18 protein-coding genes are annotated in these 18,584 nt (G+C 59.3%); 8 read left to right on the top strand and 10 right to left on the bottom strand.

The window, feature by feature from the left end:
* Nucleotides 1-75: 75 nt before the first annotated feature.
* Genes AC3EML_RS14685 through AC3EML_RS14675 form a run of 3 tightly spaced genes read right to left on the bottom strand, consistent with a single transcriptional unit; the run spans nt 76 to nt 2,117 of the window.
* Entirely contained in the window at nt 76-309 is a 234-nt protein-coding gene (locus tag AC3EML_RS14685) for a hypothetical protein (RefSeq protein ID WP_023684750.1), read from the bottom strand.
* Nucleotides 302-1,258: a DMT family transporter gene (locus AC3EML_RS14680; protein WP_352560211.1), complete on the bottom strand. Its 957-nt coding sequence runs from the start codon at nt 1,256-1,258 to the stop codon at nt 302-304. The genes AC3EML_RS14685 and AC3EML_RS14680 overlap by 8 nt, the downstream gene beginning before the upstream one ends.
* Nucleotides 1,259-1,283: 25 nt before the next feature.
* Complete coding sequence (locus AC3EML_RS14675; protein WP_352518950.1) at nt 1,284-2,117, bottom strand: hypothetical protein; 834 nt, start codon at nt 2,115-2,117, stop codon at nt 1,284-1,286.
* Between the two features lie 111 nt (nt 2,118-2,228).
* Here AC3EML_RS14675 and AC3EML_RS14670 point away from each other — a divergent pair, with 111 nt between their 5' ends.
* Complete coding sequence (locus tag AC3EML_RS14670; protein ID WP_352518949.1) at nt 2,229-3,197, top strand: LysR substrate-binding domain-containing protein; 969 nt, start codon at nt 2,229-2,231, stop codon at nt 3,195-3,197.
* 238 nt (nt 3,198-3,435) lie between these two features.
* On the opposite strand, the gene AC3EML_RS14665 is transcribed toward AC3EML_RS14670, so the two are convergent.
* Nucleotides 3,436-3,588: a hypothetical protein gene (locus AC3EML_RS14665; RefSeq protein WP_352518948.1), complete on the bottom strand. Its 153-nt coding sequence runs from the start codon at nt 3,586-3,588 to the stop codon at nt 3,436-3,438.
* Nucleotides 3,589-3,724: 136 nt separating this feature from the next.
* On the opposite strand from AC3EML_RS14665, the gene AC3EML_RS14660 reads away from it, so the two are divergent.
* From AC3EML_RS14660 to AC3EML_RS14650, 3 genes are all read left to right on the top strand, one after another.
* Nucleotides 3,725-3,892 (top strand): hypothetical protein, encoded by a 168-nt coding sequence (locus tag AC3EML_RS14660; protein WP_023701895.1) that lies wholly within the window; start codon nt 3,725-3,727, stop codon nt 3,890-3,892.
* A gap of 50 nt (nt 3,893-3,942) precedes the next feature.
* Nucleotides 3,943-6,024 (top strand): ATP-dependent helicase, encoded by a 2,082-nt coding sequence (locus tag AC3EML_RS14655; protein ID WP_023735480.1) that lies wholly within the window; start codon nt 3,943-3,945, stop codon nt 6,022-6,024.
* 158 nt (nt 6,025-6,182) lie between these two features.
* Nucleotides 6,183-6,485 (top strand): DUF982 domain-containing protein, encoded by a 303-nt coding sequence (locus tag AC3EML_RS14650; RefSeq protein ID WP_023670262.1) that lies wholly within the window; start codon nt 6,183-6,185, stop codon nt 6,483-6,485.
* A gap of 359 nt (nt 6,486-6,844) precedes the next feature.
* On the opposite strand, the gene AC3EML_RS14645 is transcribed toward AC3EML_RS14650, so the two are convergent.
* Genes AC3EML_RS14645 through AC3EML_RS14635 form a run of 3 tightly spaced genes read right to left on the bottom strand, consistent with a single transcriptional unit; the run spans nt 6,845 to nt 9,399 of the window.
* Nucleotides 6,845-7,972, bottom strand: a complete 1,128-nt coding sequence (locus AC3EML_RS14645; protein ID WP_196813603.1) for an acyltransferase family protein — start codon at nt 7,970-7,972, stop codon at nt 6,845-6,847.
* 34 nt (nt 7,973-8,006) lie between these two features.
* Nucleotides 8,007-8,786, bottom strand: a complete 780-nt coding sequence (locus AC3EML_RS14640; protein ID WP_155923276.1) for a methyltransferase domain-containing protein — start codon at nt 8,784-8,786, stop codon at nt 8,007-8,009.
* A gap of 16 nt (nt 8,787-8,802) precedes the next feature.
* On the bottom strand, nt 8,803-9,399 hold the full coding sequence (locus AC3EML_RS14635) for an acyltransferase family protein (protein ID WP_155923277.1): 597 nt from the start codon (nt 9,397-9,399) through the stop codon (nt 8,803-8,805).
* A gap of 477 nt (nt 9,400-9,876) precedes the next feature.
* On the opposite strand from AC3EML_RS14635, the gene AC3EML_RS14630 reads away from it, so the two are divergent.
* From AC3EML_RS14630 to AC3EML_RS14620, 3 genes are read left to right on the top strand one after another with little or no spacing between them, the layout of a single operon-like run.
* Nucleotides 9,877-10,809, top strand: a complete 933-nt coding sequence (locus AC3EML_RS14630; protein ID WP_245260074.1) for a class I SAM-dependent methyltransferase — start codon at nt 9,877-9,879, stop codon at nt 10,807-10,809.
* Nucleotides 10,810-10,817: 8 nt separating this feature from the next.
* Complete coding sequence (locus AC3EML_RS14625) at nt 10,818-14,087, top strand: glycosyltransferase (RefSeq protein WP_196813604.1); 3,270 nt, start codon at nt 10,818-10,820, stop codon at nt 14,085-14,087.
* A gap of 2 nt (nt 14,088-14,089) precedes the next feature.
* Nucleotides 14,090-14,872: a hypothetical protein gene (locus AC3EML_RS14620; protein ID WP_155923278.1), complete on the top strand. Its 783-nt coding sequence runs from the start codon at nt 14,090-14,092 to the stop codon at nt 14,870-14,872.
* A gap of 35 nt (nt 14,873-14,907) precedes the next feature.
* On the opposite strand, the gene AC3EML_RS14615 is transcribed toward AC3EML_RS14620, so the two are convergent.
* From AC3EML_RS14615 to AC3EML_RS14605, 3 genes are all read right to left on the bottom strand, one after another.
* Nucleotides 14,908-15,693 carry a GGDEF domain-containing protein gene (locus tag AC3EML_RS14615; RefSeq protein ID WP_023705331.1) on the bottom strand — a complete coding sequence of 262 codons (786 nt, stop codon included), beginning with the start codon at nt 15,691-15,693 and terminating at the stop codon, nt 14,908-14,910.
* A 392-nt stretch (nt 15,694-16,085) separates the two neighbouring features.
* Nucleotides 16,086-16,736 (bottom strand): hypothetical protein, encoded by a 651-nt coding sequence (locus AC3EML_RS14610; RefSeq protein WP_352521064.1) that lies wholly within the window; start codon nt 16,734-16,736, stop codon nt 16,086-16,088.
* A 447-nt stretch (nt 16,737-17,183) separates the two neighbouring features.
* The gene (locus AC3EML_RS14605; RefSeq protein WP_023673440.1) at nt 17,184-17,696 is read right to left on the bottom strand and encodes a DinB family protein; all 513 of its coding nucleotides are present in this window, start codon (nt 17,694-17,696) and stop codon (nt 17,184-17,186) included.
* A 248-nt stretch (nt 17,697-17,944) separates the two neighbouring features.
* Between AC3EML_RS14605 and bluB the strand changes: the two genes are divergently transcribed.
* Complete coding sequence (gene bluB / locus AC3EML_RS14600; RefSeq protein WP_352521065.1) at nt 17,945-18,580, top strand: 5,6-dimethylbenzimidazole synthase; 636 nt, start codon at nt 17,945-17,947, stop codon at nt 18,578-18,580.
* Nucleotides 18,581-18,584 lie beyond the last annotated feature (4 nt).

Genomic DNA, 18,584 nt, shown 5'->3' with positions numbered 1-18,584 from the left:
AGTCTCAATAAACGATCAAGAATCGGAACAGGAGGATGTTTCCACAACAGGTTGCAACGTTGCAAATTAGAAAATCTAATACTTGGAAACGGCCGACTTCGCGCCAGCAGATTTCAACTGCACGGACGCCGCAGGTTTAGAGTCGGCCAGTATGTCCAGAATGCGCTTCCAGCGGGCGCACCGGCCGAAATCTTTTTGCTCTATCGCCTTTTCGGCCTTCATGGCGGCGTAGAGCGGCGCCTCGGCGCCGAACTCCTTGAGCAGCCAGAATGCTTCCTGTCTGGCGAGGCGTTCATCGTCGTCAAGCATGTTCAGCCTCCGAGCGTTCTATGCCCACCGCAATACAGCTGCCGATGACGAGGACCGCACCGGCTATCGCGGTCAGCGTCAGCCTTTCGCCCGAAAGTGTCAGCAGCAGCGTCGATGCGATCGGGGTCAGATAGGCGATGACCGCAACCTTGCCGCCGCCTTCAAGCTTCAAGGCGCGCGACCAGAAATAATATCCCAGCCCCATCGGGCCGGCACCGAGATAGAGGCCAAGCAGGAGGTGCTCACTGGATGGCCAGGCAGCGCCGTCGTGAATACACCACAGCAAGGTCAGGCCGACGCCGACCAACGCCGAAGGCAAAAGCAAACGCTCCGACGGTGTGGCCAGGCGGGCGACCGCAATCGAATAGAAGGCCATGCACAGCGCCGAGCCGAAGGCAGCGAGATAGCCGACGATGCTGCCTTGGAGAAAAGGCTGGCCGCGACCACCCGAGATCACCAGCGCCACGCCGACAAAGCCGAGCACGGCAGTCAACCCCAGCAGCACGGGGCGTTGCCGCTTGCCCAGCACGATGACCGCCGCCGCGACCATCAGCGGCCAGGTGTAGGCGACGAGATTGGCCTCGATCACCGGCATGGAGGCAAAGGCGATGTATTGCAGCACCATGGTGCCGACCAGGCCAATAAAGCCGACCGCGACCGGCGCCAGGGTGCCGTCAGCACCCTTGGAAAAGGCTGCGTCTTGCGTGTCCCCCTTCCGGCTCGCCAGATGGATGACGGCGAACACCAGAGCCGCTCCACAAAATTGCAGCAACTGCACGAGCGATACTGGATGGCTGGCCAGCAGGGATTTGCCGACCAGCGCGTTGGTCGACCACAGGGCGACCGCGCCGGCGGCGAAGACCAGGGCCGATGGCGAGCCGGATCCATCCCGGAATCGGCGCGACGGTGCCTTGTCCTTATCGCCGACCATGATGTTACCGACGGTCAAACCGGCGTCCACTTCTATGCCCTGGCTACCATGATTCCCTTGATCCGCCCGGGACCGGCGCATCGGTCGCCGCCGCAACCGGACGCTCTTCCTCGAAGCGGCGATAGGCCGGCAGCTGGTTCGTCCAGACGTCTTCGGCCAGTTCGTTGACCCATTCGCGATCGTGATCATTGTCGGCTGCGAGATAGAACATGCGATTGTCGTCGACGTAGGGCTTGGCCACAGAGCGCTGGTTGAGGACCAGCGTGACGCGCGAGCCGAGCTGTATCGGCGCGGTGCGGTGCAGCACACCGAGAAACTGGCCGAGCGTGGCGTAGTTCTTCTTGTGGTCGATGCGCATGACCTGGTTGCGCGGAATCTCGCGGCCGGATTCAAGGATGGCGCGGCCGGTCTCGGAATCGTCGCAGTAGATTTCGAGATGGCCGCCGACCAGCGGATTGCTGATCGACAGCGGAATGAGTTCGGTGACCGGGACACCGTCGCAATGCCAATCGACGGCGCCGTCCTTGGGATTCATGAAAGTGACGGTCGAGCCGACGATCGACAGCGGATAGGGCTCGAGCTTGGTACCCATCATGTCGGACAGACGCTCCAGCCGCAGCTTGTCGTGCAGCAGTTCCTTGATCTCCGGGATGAAACGATCGGCGCCGGTGATGAACGTCAGGTCGAGGTGCTTGTGCACGGCGTGGCTGGCCTTGAGCTTCAACGCCGCCTCTTCGATCGCCGCCAGCAGCGCCGGGTCGTAGCCATGCAGATACTGCGCAACGCCGAAACCCGACACTTTCCAGGCCGTCTCATGGCCGATAATGGCTTCTCGGCTCATCGCGTAGCGCAGTTCAGGTATGGTATGGGCGTTCATTCTACTTCTCCAGGATGGGGGCATCACTTGGTAAACTGTCGATTAATTTCCCCACCCCTGTAAAATTAGGAATGCTGGTGCTAGTGTAAGCCCAGCTTAAGGTCGAAACGCGTGCGTCTGCTCAGTCAGGTCAACCTCAATTCGCTGAAGATTGTCGAAAGTGCCGCCCGGCACCGTAACTTCACGCGCGCGGGCGAAGAGCAGTTTATTACTGCTTCCGCCGTCAGCCAGCGCGTCAAAAGCCTCGAGGACCAGCTGCGCTTCAAGATCTTCCAGCGCGGCGGCAATGCGGTGTCGCTGACACCCGAAGGCGAGACCTATGTGTCGCGCGTTCGCGAGGCGCTGGAGCGCATCGTGGCGGCCAGCATGGAGGCGACCGGACAGTCGCAGGCGCATGTGCTGAAGATTTCGGTACTGCCGACGTTCGCGGCGCGCTGGCTGTTTGCCCGCCTGCCGCTGTTCCAGCGGCAATATCCCGAAATCGAAATGCGGGTCTCGACCTCCTACGCCACCAATGAGTTCGCCACCTCCGAGTTCGACCTCGAGATCCGCTATGGCGACGGCAGCTTTCCCGACCTCAAGGCGGACCTGCTGTTCAAGGAGGATTTGACGCCGGTGTGCAGCAGGAAGCTGTTCCACGAGGTTCTCGGCGACACGCCGCCGTCACAGGTGACGCCCGACGACCTCAGGCATTTCACGCTGCTGCATTCCGACACCTGCACACAGAACTGGCAGTCGTGGCTGGGTTTTGCCGGCGCGAGTTCCGTGCTCGGCGAGACCAAGAGCATCTATTTCGATTCCTGCATGATGTCCTATGAGGCGGCCAATGCCGGCATGGGCTTTGCAGTCGCCAACCGCGCCTATATGGCGAGCGAGATCCGCGCAGAGCGGCTGGTGGCGCCGTTTGCCGTGCATCACCCCAACACCGCCGGCTGGTATTTCGTCTGCCCGGTCACCGCGCCCTACACGCGCAAGGTGGAACTGTTCAAGCAGTGGATCATGGCCGAGGCGGCGCTGACGCAGTGCCAGCTGGACGCCGGGATTGCCGGCGGCCCGGTGCTGCGGCAGGCGATGGCCTGACGTCCTCCCGCCGAGTTTCGTTCCACACGCCATCTGACATCGAAGTTGTTTTGTGCAGAAGCGCCGTCATGAAGCAGGTCGATGCGGCCCACCTCATGACGTAGGCGAGAGACTCAGCTATCTTCGGTTGTGCGGCGGACCTGATATCCGCCTGGCCGGCGCTATCAGCTCACCTCCCAAGCGGCGCCGGCCTTCTTCTCCCGAAGGCCACCTCAGCCTTGTCGTCCCGCTAAAACGATCATTGCGCGGGCTGATCGCCGCCGGCCGCCGGCTTTGGCGCCGAATCCGACTGCGGGGTTTGATCGAGCACAGGGGCTTTGGTTGGCTGGATGTCGCCGTCGCAGGCGGCGAGCGCCAAGCTGGCGGCCAACAGAATCAGAAGCCTCTTCATGGCGACCTCCTAGGTCTGCCCTCTCCTTCGTAAGGCAACGAGGTGGTTCGGCTTTGGTTGCACGCTCGCAAACGACGCCGCGTCGGCTGGAACCAAACGGCGGCTCTGAGGTTGGTTGCCCAAAGGAGATCGCGCCATGATCCGTCTGTTCATTACCGGCCTTTTCGCTTACGCGACCTATCGCATCGCCAAGGAGATCATCAAGGACGTGCCCGACAATTTCGATCCGTTGCCGGTGCCTGGCGACGAACGCGCCACCTTGCGGCGCCCGTCGGCGGCGACGGGTGTCGCGCCACGGCGATAAGGGCGACTTCGGCCCGTTGCGAACAAAGCGGAAACGATGCTTGATAGGCGATGACCATCGCCATCAATGATTCGTCCTTGCAGCCCGCCTATCTGGCGAAGCTCAACGCCGAGCAGCGGCTCGCCGTCGAACATGGCGACGGCCAGATCGCCGGGCCGCTGCTGGTGATCGCCGGCGCCGGCTCCGGCAAGACCAACACGCTCGCCCACCGGGTCGCGCATCTAATCGTCAAGGGCGCTGATCCCAGACGCATTCTGCTTATGACATTCTCGCGCCGCGCCGCCACCGAAATGGCCAGGCGGGTCGAACGCATCGCCGGCGAGGTGCTGGGCCGAGACGCGTCCGTCATCGCCGACGCGCTGGCCTGGGCCGGTACGTTTCACGGCATCGGCGCCAGGCTGCTGCGCGACTATGCGCTGACGATCGGCCTCGACCCGGCCTTTACCATTCACGACCGCGAGGATTCCGCCGACCTGATGAATCTTGCCCGGCATGAACTTGGATTCTCGAAGACCGAAAGCCGTTTTCCGACCAAGGGCACCTGCCTGGCGATCTATTCGCGCGCCGTCAACGCGCAGGCGCCGCTTGGCGAGGTGCTGGGTTCGGCCTTTCCGTGGTGTGCCGGCTGGGCCGAACAACTGAAGGCGCTGTTCGCCGGATATGTCGAGGCCAAGCAGGCGCAGAACGTGCTCGATTACGACGACCTCCTGCTCTACTGGGCGCAGATGGCCGCCGAGCCGGAGATCGCGGCGCATCTGGGCTCGCGCTTCGACCATGTGCTGGTCGACGAATACCAGGACACCAACCGGCTGCAGGCCTCGATCCTTTCGGCGCTGAAGCCGGACGGCGCCGGACTGACAGTGGTGGGCGACGACGCGCAGTCGATCTATTCGTTTCGCGCCGCGGAAGTGCGCAACATCCTCGATTTCCCGCAACAATTCGCGCGAGCCGCCGATGTCATTATGCTGGAGCGCAACTACCGCTCGACCGAGACTATTTTGGCGGCAGCCAATGCGGTCATCTCGGAGGCGTCGGAGCGCTTCACCAAGAACCTCTGGTCGGAGCGCAAATCCTCGCAAAGGCCGAAACTGGTCAGCGTGCGCGACGAGGCCGAGCAGGCGAACTATGTCTGCCAGGCCATCCTGGCCGAGCGCGAGGCCGGCACGGTGCTGAAATCGCAGGCGGTGCTGTTTCGCGCCTCGCACCACAGCGGCCCGCTGGAGATCGAACTGACGCGCCGCAACATCCCCTTCGTCAAGTTCGGCGGGCTCAAATTCCTCGACGCCGCCCATGTCAAGGACGTGCTTTCGGTGCTGCGTTTTGCCGAGAACCCGCGCGACCGCGTCGCCGGCTTCCGCGTGCTGCAGCTCCTGCCCGGCATCGGCCCTTCGGCGGCGAGCACCATCGTCGAGACCATGGCGACATCGCTCGACGAGGAAATGGGGCTGGCCCGCTACCGGCCGCCGCAACGCGCGGCTGAGGACTGGCCAGCCTTCGTTGCGCTTTATTCCGGCCTGCGCGCCCGGTCGGGGAAATGGCCGGCCGATCTCGAACAGGTCAGGCTGTGGTACGAGCCGCATCTTGAGCGCATCCACGAGGATGCGACGACGCGGCGAGCCGACCTCATGCAGCTCGAGCAGATCGGTTCCGGCTATGCTTCGCGCGAGCGCTTCCTGACCGAGCTGACGCTGGATCCACCGGATGCGACCAGCGACCAGGCCGGGCCGCCGCACCGCGACGAGGACTATCTGATCCTGTCGACCATTCATTCGGCCAAGGGCCAGGAATGGAAGAACGTCTTCGTGCTCAACACCGTCGATGGCTGCATCCCGGCCGATCTCGGCGTCGGCACCAAGGAAGACATCGAGGAGGAGCGCCGGCTGCTTTACGTCGCGATGACGCGGGCCAAGGACGGCCTGCATCTGGTGACGCCGCAGCGCTTCTTCACTCACGGCCAGGCAGCGCGCGGCGACCGCCACGTCTATGCCTCGCGAACCCGTTTCATCCCGGCCTCGATCCTCGGCGCCTTCGAGCAGACGTCGTGGGCGAGCGTCCACGCCAAGGACGATCCGCGCCACAGACCTGAAGTCCGCGTCGACCTCGGCGCCCGCATGCGCGGCATGTGGAAATAGCCGCAACCGCGAATGCCGGCAGGGAGCGACCTCAAGAGCAAATCGTCCTGTCATGGCATCTCTCAGGGAACCTCGGGCCGCCGGCCGCGTTTTCTGGCGTCCAACCCGCGATCGGAGGGCGGCGGCCGCCGCCCTTCCGCCCATCCAGAGAGGCCAGAATGCACGACGCGATGTTCTTCACCCCGGTTGCCGTTAGCGTTGGCGCCGGCCACAAACGCATGCTCGCCTCGCTGTTCGAGATGCATGATTTCCTGACCGAATTTCCGCCGTCACGCCGGCGCCTGAGCTATGGCGCGGCCGTGAGGGCTTGCGAGGCGGCACGCGCCGGCGAAATCTCGACTGAGGCCGCACGCGATGCCCTGATCACCTTTGCAGTCACGGCAGGGATCCTCTGGCCCGCGGTCCAGCCGGCCGTCTCGGTCAAGCCGGTCGCACACGGTTATGGCGGCTACGCCGTCTGAGACGGCCGGGACCCAAGCCCAAAACCGCGAAAATATAGCTTCGGTCTGCCTGCCGGTGTCGTCCGGCTTCGACCAGCCTTACCCTATGCAAAGATGCTCGGGCCTGCCGGCGAACGGACAGGCAAGCCGCCGATGATAGAGCAACGGAACCCGGGTCGTCGGTGCCGTATTTCCGCAGAATCCTCGCGGCATGAAGAACGGGCCGCCCAGCCGCGAGATTGGACACACATGCCCTCATTGTGGTCGAAAATCGGCTCGCCAGATATTTGACGCCAAGGGATGAACGGATTACTGACGGCGGCTGGCGGCGGATTACTGCCATTTGCCGGCATGGACCGCATGTCACGCCAAACCAGGTCTCAGGTTTGCTGAACCGCCAGTCCGTTCGGCAGCGCAGGGGCAGGCAGCGGCGCGACGGCGACAGGAGAGCTCGGCGCCATCGACCCGGATTGCCCCGACCTGCGGAACAGACTGCCTGCCCATCGTGTCGACGGGCGCTCTATCCATCGATGGCTTGCCCAGCTTGCGATCAAGACACAAATGCCTGTGGAAAGAATGTAAAGGACGACACCCGCTGAACGGCTCAACCATGCACCAAACAGGAGCGACACTGCGATCATGATCGGCCAATGCCACATATAGCTCGAATATGAGATGTCGCCTAGAAATGTGAGCCACTCGGCCGGGCGCCAGCCTGCCCTTTCCACGGACAGAGCACCCCATACGATCAGCGACGCGGCTGTTCCATAAACTGCAACGCGAAGCAGCCCGGTCGTGGTTCCGAGCGGCTGGGCAGCGTAAAACCCTGCCACAGCGACGATGATACAACCCAGGACCATACCGGCTCGCGGCAACGGCAAAGACAGCCGAGGCGCGATGTAGCCGATCAGCAATCCCGGCAGGAACTCCAAAGTGATAGGGGTGGCAAAATACCATCCGCGGTCCCAGCCGCGCCCGGCGGCAATCACTGCCACAATATGGGCCGCGCCCCAGACTGCGATCGCCGGTCCAGACCTCCTGCCGAACAGCATGGCCAAACCCGCGACCAGATAGAATTGGATCTCATTGCAAAGCGTCCAACTGAGCGGATGCAGAGGACTCGTCGTCAGCAGGCCGATATTCCTCAACGTCAGCTGCGAAAAATCGACCGGATAGAGACCGCTGCTCCCGAGTGAGACGGCGATTGTCGCACCTAGCGAAAGCCAATAGATCGGATAAATCCTGACAAAACGCCTTACAAAGAATTGCAGGGAATGAAGAGGATGGTCAGCCTGTTTCTGCCGCAGCAGACCGGCGGTGATCACTCCGCTGACGACGAAAAAAATATCGACCCCGAATGCCCCAAACTGCAAGAAAAAATTGTAGGCATAAGCGCCCCATTGATTCTTCCCGAATGACGACATTGTGCAAACATGCAGTAAAACAACCAGTGTTGCAGCGGTTCCTCTTATTGCCTGGACAGAAAGTGATTTTGAAAGAGAGTCCACCAATCACCTGCGGAGAAATGACGCGTCAGCCGCTTTAGGACTTTTGAGGGGCCGGATAGCGATCGCCGTCTACCACATCGTCCGCTTGCACCTGCGTCCAATCGAAATTCACCGCCTCGCGATCTTTGCGACACAGGATCGAACTATGGCAGTACAGTTCAGGGATCGGCCGGCGCTGGAGATATTCATCGCAGTCGTCACTGAAGAAGCCCATCATCGGGTTGCTCATCCCCATATCGAGAATCTCGAAACCAAGCGACTTGTTGAACAAGACGCGAAGGCCAAGTTCCGAGAACTGAAAGAAGTTCCACGGGCGCTCGTGGGCGGCGTAGGCGAAGGTCGTTTCGATGTAGGCAACGCCACCGACCTTCATGACCTTGGCAATCTCCTGCGCGATCACCCAAGGCATATAGAGGTGCTCAAAAACGGCGAGCGAATAGACCAAGTCGAACCGCTGGCTTTCGTTGAAATATGTAGACAGTCTATGGGCGTCGCCGGCCACGTCGACATTCGGCCCTTCATAGAAGTCAAAGCCGACATAGTCTGCCTTGTCGAAATGCGCCCGATAGTTTGCTCCGGTGACGACGCGCGACCCTAATTCGAGCACACGTGCGCCGGAATGATTGTAGTTAGAGGAAAGATATCCCATTGCGCCCATATGCGTGACGATCTTTGGCGGCGCCACGGTATGGTCGCCGCGTGTCGGCATGATCAAAAACCCAGGGGTTGGTTCAGCCTGCGCTGGTTCAGCAATTGCGGCCGGCACTTCGGGGCTGATTGGTTTACATCCCTTCAACAGTTCTCGTAGGCGCATAAGGATATCCTCCTCTTCAAGCTAGCGGGGGCTGATGCGGGAGCGCTCCGGAGAATTGAACTGGATGCGCCGCTTTCAAGCTGGCTGCCAACCGCCGATCACGGATAGTTCTGAAGGGCATTTCCACGAACACGGCGAGCAGCGCAGCGAAAGCGATGCAGATAACAAAGACCGCTGCGGCTCTTGATGCTCCTGATATCGGTAGAGTTGTGCGCATCACCTCGAGGACCAGCAGATGCGAAATGTAGAGAGGATAGGAAAGCTCCCCAATCAGGCGGTCGATTCTGCTGTCCTTGGTCAGCGTAAACAGCACCGGCAGCCCGCCAGCCAGGGCGGAGGAGGTGACAGGGGATGGCAGACTATTCAGGCCGCCGATATATGTGTCGATACCAACATAGACAAAGGTGAGGGCGAGAACCAGCCAATAGGTCGGGTAGATTCTAAGGGCGCGATTCGAATAAAACAACCATGCAGATTTGTAGCGGCCGCCCAGAATGAGGCCCATGTAGAAACCAGAAACCATATAGAAGGCCTGGACACCAACCAAGCCGCCGGTCATTTGCAAACGACCAAAGTCGGCGTGACCGAACATCACGCCCAGCGCTAGCAGCACACGAAGAATCCCCCAAGACACTACCGGCCGCGAATGAGATCGACAAATGCGTTTCTGGCGTTCGTTATGATAGGGGTAAGAACGCGGTGTTCGTGGCGGCAAATGTTGGCGTCAACGATCGCTGACTGCTGCATGCTCATGCTGGGCCCCCTTGAAGCGACAAGAACCGTCTTCAGAATCCACTTTCTCATCCCTACCAGCAGGCTGTGGGGAAACACAAGACATCGATCGACAACTATCCGATTTCTGGTAGGTTATCTTACAGCGCGCTAAATATGGAATAAGCTGTGAATATCGATTTTTCCAGAGAGTACGATGCATCCGCGATTCAAACCGCTCTCGATGGCTTTATTGATATTTACATTGACACTTTGCTGAAGATGTTCATATTTTTTTGAATGCCTTAAGTAGAGGTTATGAATTGAGAATCTTACCATTAATCCGCTCCAGCCTTTCTCTGGCCCAGGGTGTTTTGTCATGATCGCAAGCTGGGCGAGCCACCTGTGCATAGGGCGTCTGATACACTGGGTCGCCGGTACGGCAAACGGATCGACCGCGCCAATGGCAACTCCAGGCGTATCGGTCGAATTGCCCGCAGCAACTCCTCCGCAGGCATTGCGCGACGCAATCCTTGATGCAGCCGGCAAAGCGAAATCTGCACTTGAGATCGGGCCCTTCTTCGCACCCTGCCTCACCGGCGCCAACGTCACCTATTTCGATGTCCTGACCAGCGACGATCTGGCGGAGCGAGCCAGGAAAATCGGATACGGCACTGACACCATTCCAGCAAGGATTGACTTTGTTTCACCTGTTGGCGACCTGCGCATAGTCGATCGCAAGTTCGACGCCATCGTCAGTTCGCATTGCATCGAACATCAGCCCGACCTAGTTCGTCATCTAGTCGATGTCGGCAATCTTCTGGAAAATGACGGCAGGTATTTCATCCTTGTTCCCGACAAGCGGTATTGCTTCGACAGCCGGCTGCCGGCATCGACCATTGCTGATGTTATCGACGCCCATTTTGACGATCGGCGCGTCCATACGTTGGCCAGCGTCGTCGCGACACGCGCGCTGACCACCCACAATGAGGCGTCAAGACATTGGCTGGGCGATCACGGTCCGGCGCCGAGCCTGGATGAATTGGCCATTCGGACCCAACACGCCATCGACGAATGGAAAAACAGCAATGGAGGCTACATCGATGTCCATGCTTGGCAATTCACGCCTGCAAGTTTCGCGGAGATCGTCATGATATTGGGGAGGCTCGGCATGATTGGATTGGAAGTTGAAGAGGTCCATGAGACGCTCACCAATGGCATTGAGTTCACCTGTATCCTGAGAAAGTCCAATTCGTTGCCGGCGATTGCGCCGGGGTCGGTCTTGCAAACTCCCGATGCGTGCGCTGCATGAAGGCCACCATGAGCGACAGCGGAACGACGGAAACCTTCAACTTCCAGATTCCGGCAACTGGATCGCTGAATGTGCGCGCCAAAGCGAAGCCGATTGCAAAGCGTACCTGCATTATGGTGCTCGGCATGCACAGTTCGGGTACCAGTGCTGTGGCCAGGGCAATCAGCCTGCTCGGTGCCGAACTTCCAAGGAACATATTGCCCCCCGCCGCAGACAACAGGAAAGGCTTTTGGGAATCTGTGCCGTTGGTTACACTGCATGAGCGACTGCTTAAGGAAGCTGGGAGCCGGTGGGACGATTGGCGCGATTTCGAAATCGCAAGTCTCCCAAGATCGCGCATCCGACACTACAAGGTCGAAATCGCACGCCTCCTCGTTGAGGAGTTTGGTGAGCCCGAACTCTTCGTCCTCAAAGAGCCGCGAATATCTCGGTTCGCACCGCTTTATGCAGAGGTATTGAAGGCCATGGGGGTTGACGTGCGTTACGTGCTCGTCAACCGCAACCCGTTTGAGGTCGCCGCCTCCCTGGAAAAACGCTATCAATTTACCCTGGGCTTCTGCTGTCTGCTCTGGCTACGTCACACCCTGGATGCTGAGCACGCGACTAGGGGCAAGCAACGTGTATTTGTGTCTTATCAGGACCTGACCTCCGAGTGGCGGCCAGCGCTTTCGAAAATAGTCGACGAGTTGGATCTCGCTTGGCCACTCACCCTTCGAGAGGCCGCTGACAACCTCAATCGATATGCTTCTACCGACCATCATACTGCCAGCGCTGCGGAGCTTGTCGACGACAACCGCATTTCCCTCTGGGTCAACGAGGCGTATGCGGCCCTCAATTCTCTAGCCATCGACAAGCGCGACAAATCCGCGAGCCATAGCCTTGATAGGATCAAGGCCGAATTGGACACCCTTTCGGCGATTTCCGGCGACACCTTTTTTTCCGAACTGGATGCTCGCCTGAAAGTCCAGCGTGAGAGTGGGGCGTTGCACAGGGAACAGCGCGAAGGTGTGACTCAAGCTTCGGTCGCAGACCAAGCGCAACGATCGAAATTGGAATTCCTGTTCAGTCAGGAGAGACTTCAGAGCCTTATCTCGGATCTAGTGGCTCTCAAAATGCACCACCGAGAACAAGCGGCAAGTCTCGAGACCGCGAATAAAATGACGTCAGAACTCTGCGAGGTCATCGGACAGATCCATGCCAGCCGCTCCTGGCGGGTAACTCGGCCTATGCGCGCTGTCGCGCGCATTTTGCGAGGTCAGGCAACGTTCTCGGGACTGTTTCGAAGAATGTTCCATCAGAGCCATGATTTGAAGGCACCCTCAAAGGCCGATGTACCAACGTCGGCAGTTTCGAAATTTCTTTTCTACTCGCGGGTTATCTCAACAGAGACAATCAGCCGCGTTCGAACTCCACATGACGCACTTGTCGTTCTCAGGCGTGCGCTCAAATCGCTAAAGACAGGCGGTGCTACCGCTCTGTTGTCGGATCTCCGTCGACTGGGAGCGCAAGGCACTGGGGATCAGAGCTATGCGTCGTGGATCTCAGCATACGATGCCTGCTCTAGTCGCGACATAACTGTTATAAAATCATTCGTGTCACATCTGCCTGAGAAGCCGCTGATCTCGATCGTTATGCCGGTATACGATACGCCTGAGCACTTCTTGCGGGAGGCAATTGAAAGTGTTTTGGCACAACACTATGAGCGCTGGGAACTATGCATAGCTGACGACGCCTCTACCCAGGAATCCGTTGCCGCGATCTTGGGCGAATACGCAGCCCGAGACCCTCGCATAAAAATCATCTTCCGGCCCCAGAACGGGCACATATCCCATGCTTCCAACTCGGCCATTTCGTTGTGTACGGGCGAATGGATTGCATTCCTCGACCATGATGACACACTTGCACCGCATGCTTTGGTATGTATTGCCAAAGCACTCGCTGACAACCCAGATGCCAAACTCTTGTATTCAGACGAAGACAAAATAGATGAGCAAGGGAACCGCTGCGATCCGTATTTCAAATCGGATTGGAACGTAGATTTATTCAGATCGCATAATCTGGTCACCCATCTAGCTGTATACCATACGCAAACTGTTCGGGATCTGGGAGGCTGTCGACCGGGGTTTGAAGGAGCACAAGATTATGATCTTGCTCTCAGATTCACGGAAGCCATAAGCCCCGAGCAAATCGTCCACATTCCTCATGTCCTCTACCATTGGCGGACTCACCAGGGCAGCACAGCAAAGACCTCCGATTCCAAGCCATATGCGATGCTTGCCGGTGAAAGGGCCCTCAACGAACATTTGAAACGAGTTGAGCCAAACGGTGTCGCGAAACTCGCGGGTTTCGGTTTCTTTACACGCTACCCAATTGCCGGCCCGCTGCCTTTGGTAAGTGTGATAATTCCGACGCGTAACGCGTCGCTACTCGTTCAAAATTGCATAGGGTCGATCAAGAACCTGACCGGCTACAGCAATTTCGAAATCATTCTGGTGGACAACGGTTCCACCGATCCGCAGGCGTTAGAATATTTCTCACAGCTTTCAAGAGACGGCATTGTTCGCGTAGTCCGGGACGATGGTCCGTTCAATTTCTCCCGGCTTAACAACAATGCCGTTAATGTTGCTTCGGGCGAAGTTATTGCTCTTGTGAACAACGACATAGAAGTGATCGCGCCAGATTGGTTGACCGAAATGGTTGAACACGCCCTCCGCCCGGGCATCGGCGCTGTTGGAGCGCGACTACTCTATCCCAACGGGACACTTCAGCATGGCGGTATAATCATGGGGCTTGGAGGGCTCGCCGCCCATGCTCATCAAGGATTCGATCGATGGTCCCCAGGATATGTCGGGCGTGCGGCGCTCAATCAGAATTTTGCGGCGGTGACAGGTGCGTGTCTGGTGGTCACCAAGGCGAATTACGAATCGGTCGGCGGCCTCAATGAGACCAATCTTGCCGTCGCTTACAACGATGTCGATTTTTGCCTTCGTCTTCGTGAGATCGGGTTGCGCAACATTTGGCTGCCCGGCGCGGAGCTATTCCATCACGAGTCGGCAACGCGTGGCTATGAAGACACCGCAGAAAAAAGAGAGCGTTTTGGACTGGAGAAGGCTTACATGGTAAAGCGTTGGTCATCGATAATTGCGAATGACCCTTACTATAGCCCGAACCTTACTGTGGACCGGACGGATTTCTCAATCGCCTTTCCACCCCGCGTGAGCAAGCCATGGGAAGTCTTGTCGCAACCGACAGGTATTAATGGGCAGAGAGGGAGATGAATATGCTGGTAAACGAACGATACTCCTCAGAACTCCCCTCTAAACAAGCTGCGATAGATGTTTTTTCAGGTCGCTGGACATCGGGGTTCCCGCGTGAATCCGGCCTGAAGAGCGGCGGTGTTGTTCCGCTGTTCGACGATCCCCGAATTGCCTATCTCGTTAACAAGCTCGGTGCATCGATTGTCGGGATCAACGCCGTGGAACTGGGTCCTCTTGAGGGAGGTCATAGCTATTCATTGATCCGTGCCGGGGTTGGGGAACTTACTGCCATCGAGGGGAATTCATTTTGTTATTTGAAGACGCTTATCACCAAGGAGGTTCTGAATCTGACGAACCTTCACGTCGAATATGGCGAGGTGGAAAAATGGCTGGATACCGAAAGCAGGAAGTTCGGACTTATTGTAGCCAGTGGGATACTTTACCATCTCGTTGATCCTCTGCGCGCTTTGGTCAATATGACGCGGAGGTCCGACAGCATCTTCTTATGGACGCATTTTTTCGACGAAGAGTATATGCCGGCGGGAGATCTTCGACGTGTTCCATTCTCTGGGCGGGTGACCGCAGCTCAATATATGGGATATACGGCGGAGTACTACTGGCGCTCATATCTGGGTGCTCAGACCACCGATCTCTTCAACGGTGGTATTCATGACACCTCCGTGTGGATGTCACGTAAGGGCATTCTTCACACTTTTGCCCGCGCGGGCTTCGACGTTGAGGAATCGTTTGTCGCGGCTGATCACGTCAACGGCCCGTCGGCTTGTTTCCTGGCCCAGCGGCGTTGACTGGTGGCACCAATTGATTGGCTGAAGTCGTCAGTTCAATGCAACGTCGGATCACCAGCCAGCAGGGCGCGCGGCCCTGTGGTCTCGAAACTGACCTGGTCGCGGCCGTTGGATTTGGCCTTGTAGAGGTGCCGGTCGGCCGTCAGGAACATGTCGGCATAGGTGGTGGGTCCGCTGAAGGCGACGCCGCCGATGCTCACCGAGAGCGGACAGGGCCGCCCATCCGGGGCAAACTCGACCTCGCGGATGCGCCGCCGGATCCCCTCGGCAACTAGCCAGGACTGCGACGGGTCGGCGCCAGGCAGGAAGATGGCGAACTCCTCGCCGCCGATGCGCCCGACAATGTCGGCGCCGCGCAGCTGGGCCTTGATCGTCTGCGCAATAAGCTTGAGCGCCTGATCGCCGCAATCGTGGCCCAATCGATCGTTGATGGTCTTGAAATGGTCGGCGTCGACGATCAGCAGGGCGCCGGCATCGACGACGGCCTGGCTGCGCGCCTGTTCGAGATAGGCCTCTACCAGCATCGAAAACGCGCCGCGGTTGAACACCGCGGTCAGGCTGTCGGTCGCCGCGACGATGCTCAGATTCTTCTGGGCGATCGCCAGCTGGCGCATCTTGTACATCAGGAAAGAGAAGAACGATCCACCCAGCACGAGCGGCAGCAACAGGTCGGTGAGCTGCGCCCAGCGCAACGCTTCGGGCGACAGCGACGGAAAATTGTAGGAATCGACAAGGAAGGCCGCCGCGATACAGATCGCCGTGCCGACAACCGTGACTGCTATGACCCTGCCCAAGCTCGTGGGCGAAAGATCGACCCGCATGCCATTTCTCCCACTGTGTTCGCCATTTTGCAGCGGGAACACAAATGAAACCCTAAAATCTTACCTGCAATTCGAATGTGGTTAACCAGAACAATTCCAGGAAAGTGTGAGCAGCTTTCCCGGGAGAAGCGCGTGGGCGCTTTCCCTGAGAATTTCAAGACAAAGGGATAGCGCGTTTCACCGTTTCCGTTAAACGATAAAAAGCTCCGGCAATCGAAAGGCGCGATCGGTTGCCTTGTGAGTGGCGACAAAAAGCCCGCCACTTGCGCGGCGGGCTTTCCGACTGGCCGGAGGCTTCTCGTCAGCGCATGTCCCTCGGGAAGTCTGGGCCATGCGGTAGGAGAGTGCCGTAAAGCCTCACGGCTGGCTCGACACTCCCGGCGAAACCTGTCTCAGCGACGCGAGATCATAAGGCATAGCTGCCGCAGATCGCTGTCGTAGGTGCCCTCGCTGGCGAGCACATCGACGCAGCGCTTCTTCATACGTGTCAGCTGGCTGTTCGACATGCTAGCGACGATACCGGGTGTCCCAGGGGTGCCTGGTGTTCCAGGAGTTCCTGGAGTGCCGGGGGTACCGGGCGTGCCCGGCGTTCCGCCAATGCCGACGCCGACACCGACGTTGATGCCGCTGCCGACGTTGACGCCGACACCGGCATTGATACCTCCGCTGCCGCCGACCGTGGCCCCAACACCGGCCTTGATGCCACCGGCTCCGCCGACCGTCGCGCCAGCGCCAGCCTTGATGCCGCTGCTACCGCCGACTGAGGCGCCGAGGCCTGCTGTAACGCCGCTATTGCCGCCGACCGTTGCGCCAGCACCCGCCTTGATACCGCCGCTGCCGCCAACCGAGGCGCCGGCACCGGCCTTGACCCCGCCGCTGCCGCCGATCGAAGCGCCAACACCGGCATTGATGCCGCCAGCACCACCGATAGATGCGCCGACACCGACGCCAATTCCGCCGCCTGCATTCGCGGGAGCGGCAAAAATGACGATAATTGCACCCGCCGCCAGTGTTCTAGCGATTTTTTGAGTGATATTAACCATGACACTCTCCTTGTTGCCGTTCTGCTTTGTGCATTGCAACATGCCAGCAAACCAAAGCAGACATATGCTTATGCACTCACAGCTACGCACGAGTCTTCCTTATAGTTTCTTTATTTTTTCCAAGAATAAGGATTGTAGTTCTCAAGGCGTGCACTGGTCTGCTAAAAAAAAATATGTTTTTGCTTCAATATTTAAACTTTGTTTAATTCTCTCGACAGAAATTCCACCGGAGTTGGAGCGGGTTGTGGCTGCGGCGGCCTGGAGCCGAAGGCCCACAAAAGGCGGGCCACTGACAGCCCAGCCACCTGGCCCAGTCACCTGGCAGCGTTGTGCCGACAGGGTCCTCAAAACCCGGCTTGGATCCAGAGCTGGTGCCGGGCATCGACGGCCGCGCAAATGCACCGGTTAACGCTCCCGTGCGTTTAAACGGGAAGCGCGGTCAGGAGATCAGGCGTAGGCGCGGCCTTCGTCGGTGCGTTGGAAAAACGCCAGGTCGAGCTGCACCGAAGGCCGGCCGAGAATGGTCAGGATGGTATGCGCCTGGCCGCGGTGATGGGTCTGGTGGTTGAAGACGTGTCCCAGCGCCGGCGCCAGCCGCTGCGAGACGGTGCGCATGTCGGAAACGGTCATGTAGGAGAAGCGGCCGGACAAAGCCTTTTCGGTCAAACCGCCGACCCAGTCGACGATCCGCCTGTCCTCGGCCTCACGCGCCAGCTTTAGGCCAGGCAATGCGCGGTGCAGGATGGCGTCGAGCTTTGCCGGCGCGTCGCCCTCGCCGGTGAAGCGTTTCATCCAGATGCGGTCGGTGGCCAGCAGATGGTTGAGCGTGCCCATCATCGAGCCGAAAAATGCGCCGACATCGCGGTTGAACTCTTCTTCGTCAAGTGCGGCGACGGCATCGTAGATGCGGCCATTGGCCCATTGATTGTAGGCCGCGAACATCATGAAATGCTGTTTCATCTTTTTCCCGCCGACGAGTTCCGCTTCAGCCGCAGGCGCCTAATTAGACCGCGAGGACGCAGCCGCCAATGACCATTCTGTTCTATGAACTCGTCGGACACGACGCGACTCGTCCGCTCAACCGGCATTGCTGGAAGGAGGCGGCGGCAGCAGCTTAGGGAATAGGCAGTAGGCAATAGGGTCTGAGCGCTGTACTGCCTACTGCCTACTGCCTACTGCCTACTGCCCACACAAGTCTCCTGATCGCCATGCCACCACCCCCCGATTTCACCGATGATTTTCGCGCCGGGCTGGTCACGCTGCTGCGCTGGCGCCGGGATGTGCGGCGCTTCGAGCGGACGGCTTTGCCCGAGGGTACGCTGGAGCGGCTGCTGGAGCTTGCCAGCATCGCGCCGTCCGTCGGTCTCAGCCAGCCGTGGCGCTTCGTGGTGGTCGAGAGCGCCGAGCGGCGGGGCGCGGTGAGAGACTGTTTCGAGCGGTGCAATGCCGAAGCGCTGGCATGCTTTTCGGGCGAGCGCGCCGCTCTCTATGCCCGGCTGAAGCTCGCCGGTCTCAATGAAGCGCCCTGCCAGTTCGCGGTTTTCGCCGACCGCACGACGCAACAGGGCCACGGGCTCGGCCGCATGTCCATGCCGGCGACCATCGACTATTCGGCCGTCATGGCGGTGCACACACTGTGGCTGGCGGCGCGGGCGGAAGGCATCGGCATGGGCTGGGTGTCGATCCTCGACGCCGCCGAGATGGCCGTAATCCTGGACACCCCGCCTGAGTGGACGCTGATCGGCTATTTCTGCCTCGGCTATCCCAGCGAGGAGCATGAGATGCCGACGCTGGAGCGCGAGGGCTGGGAGCGCCGGCGGCCGCCGGTAGTGATCAGGCGGTAAAGCT

It is taken from the genome of Mesorhizobium sp. P170090 (genome assembly GCF_057786115.1).
Note: the sequence above shows the minus strand (reverse complement) of the source record. Positions and strands in the feature narration are given on the sequence as shown.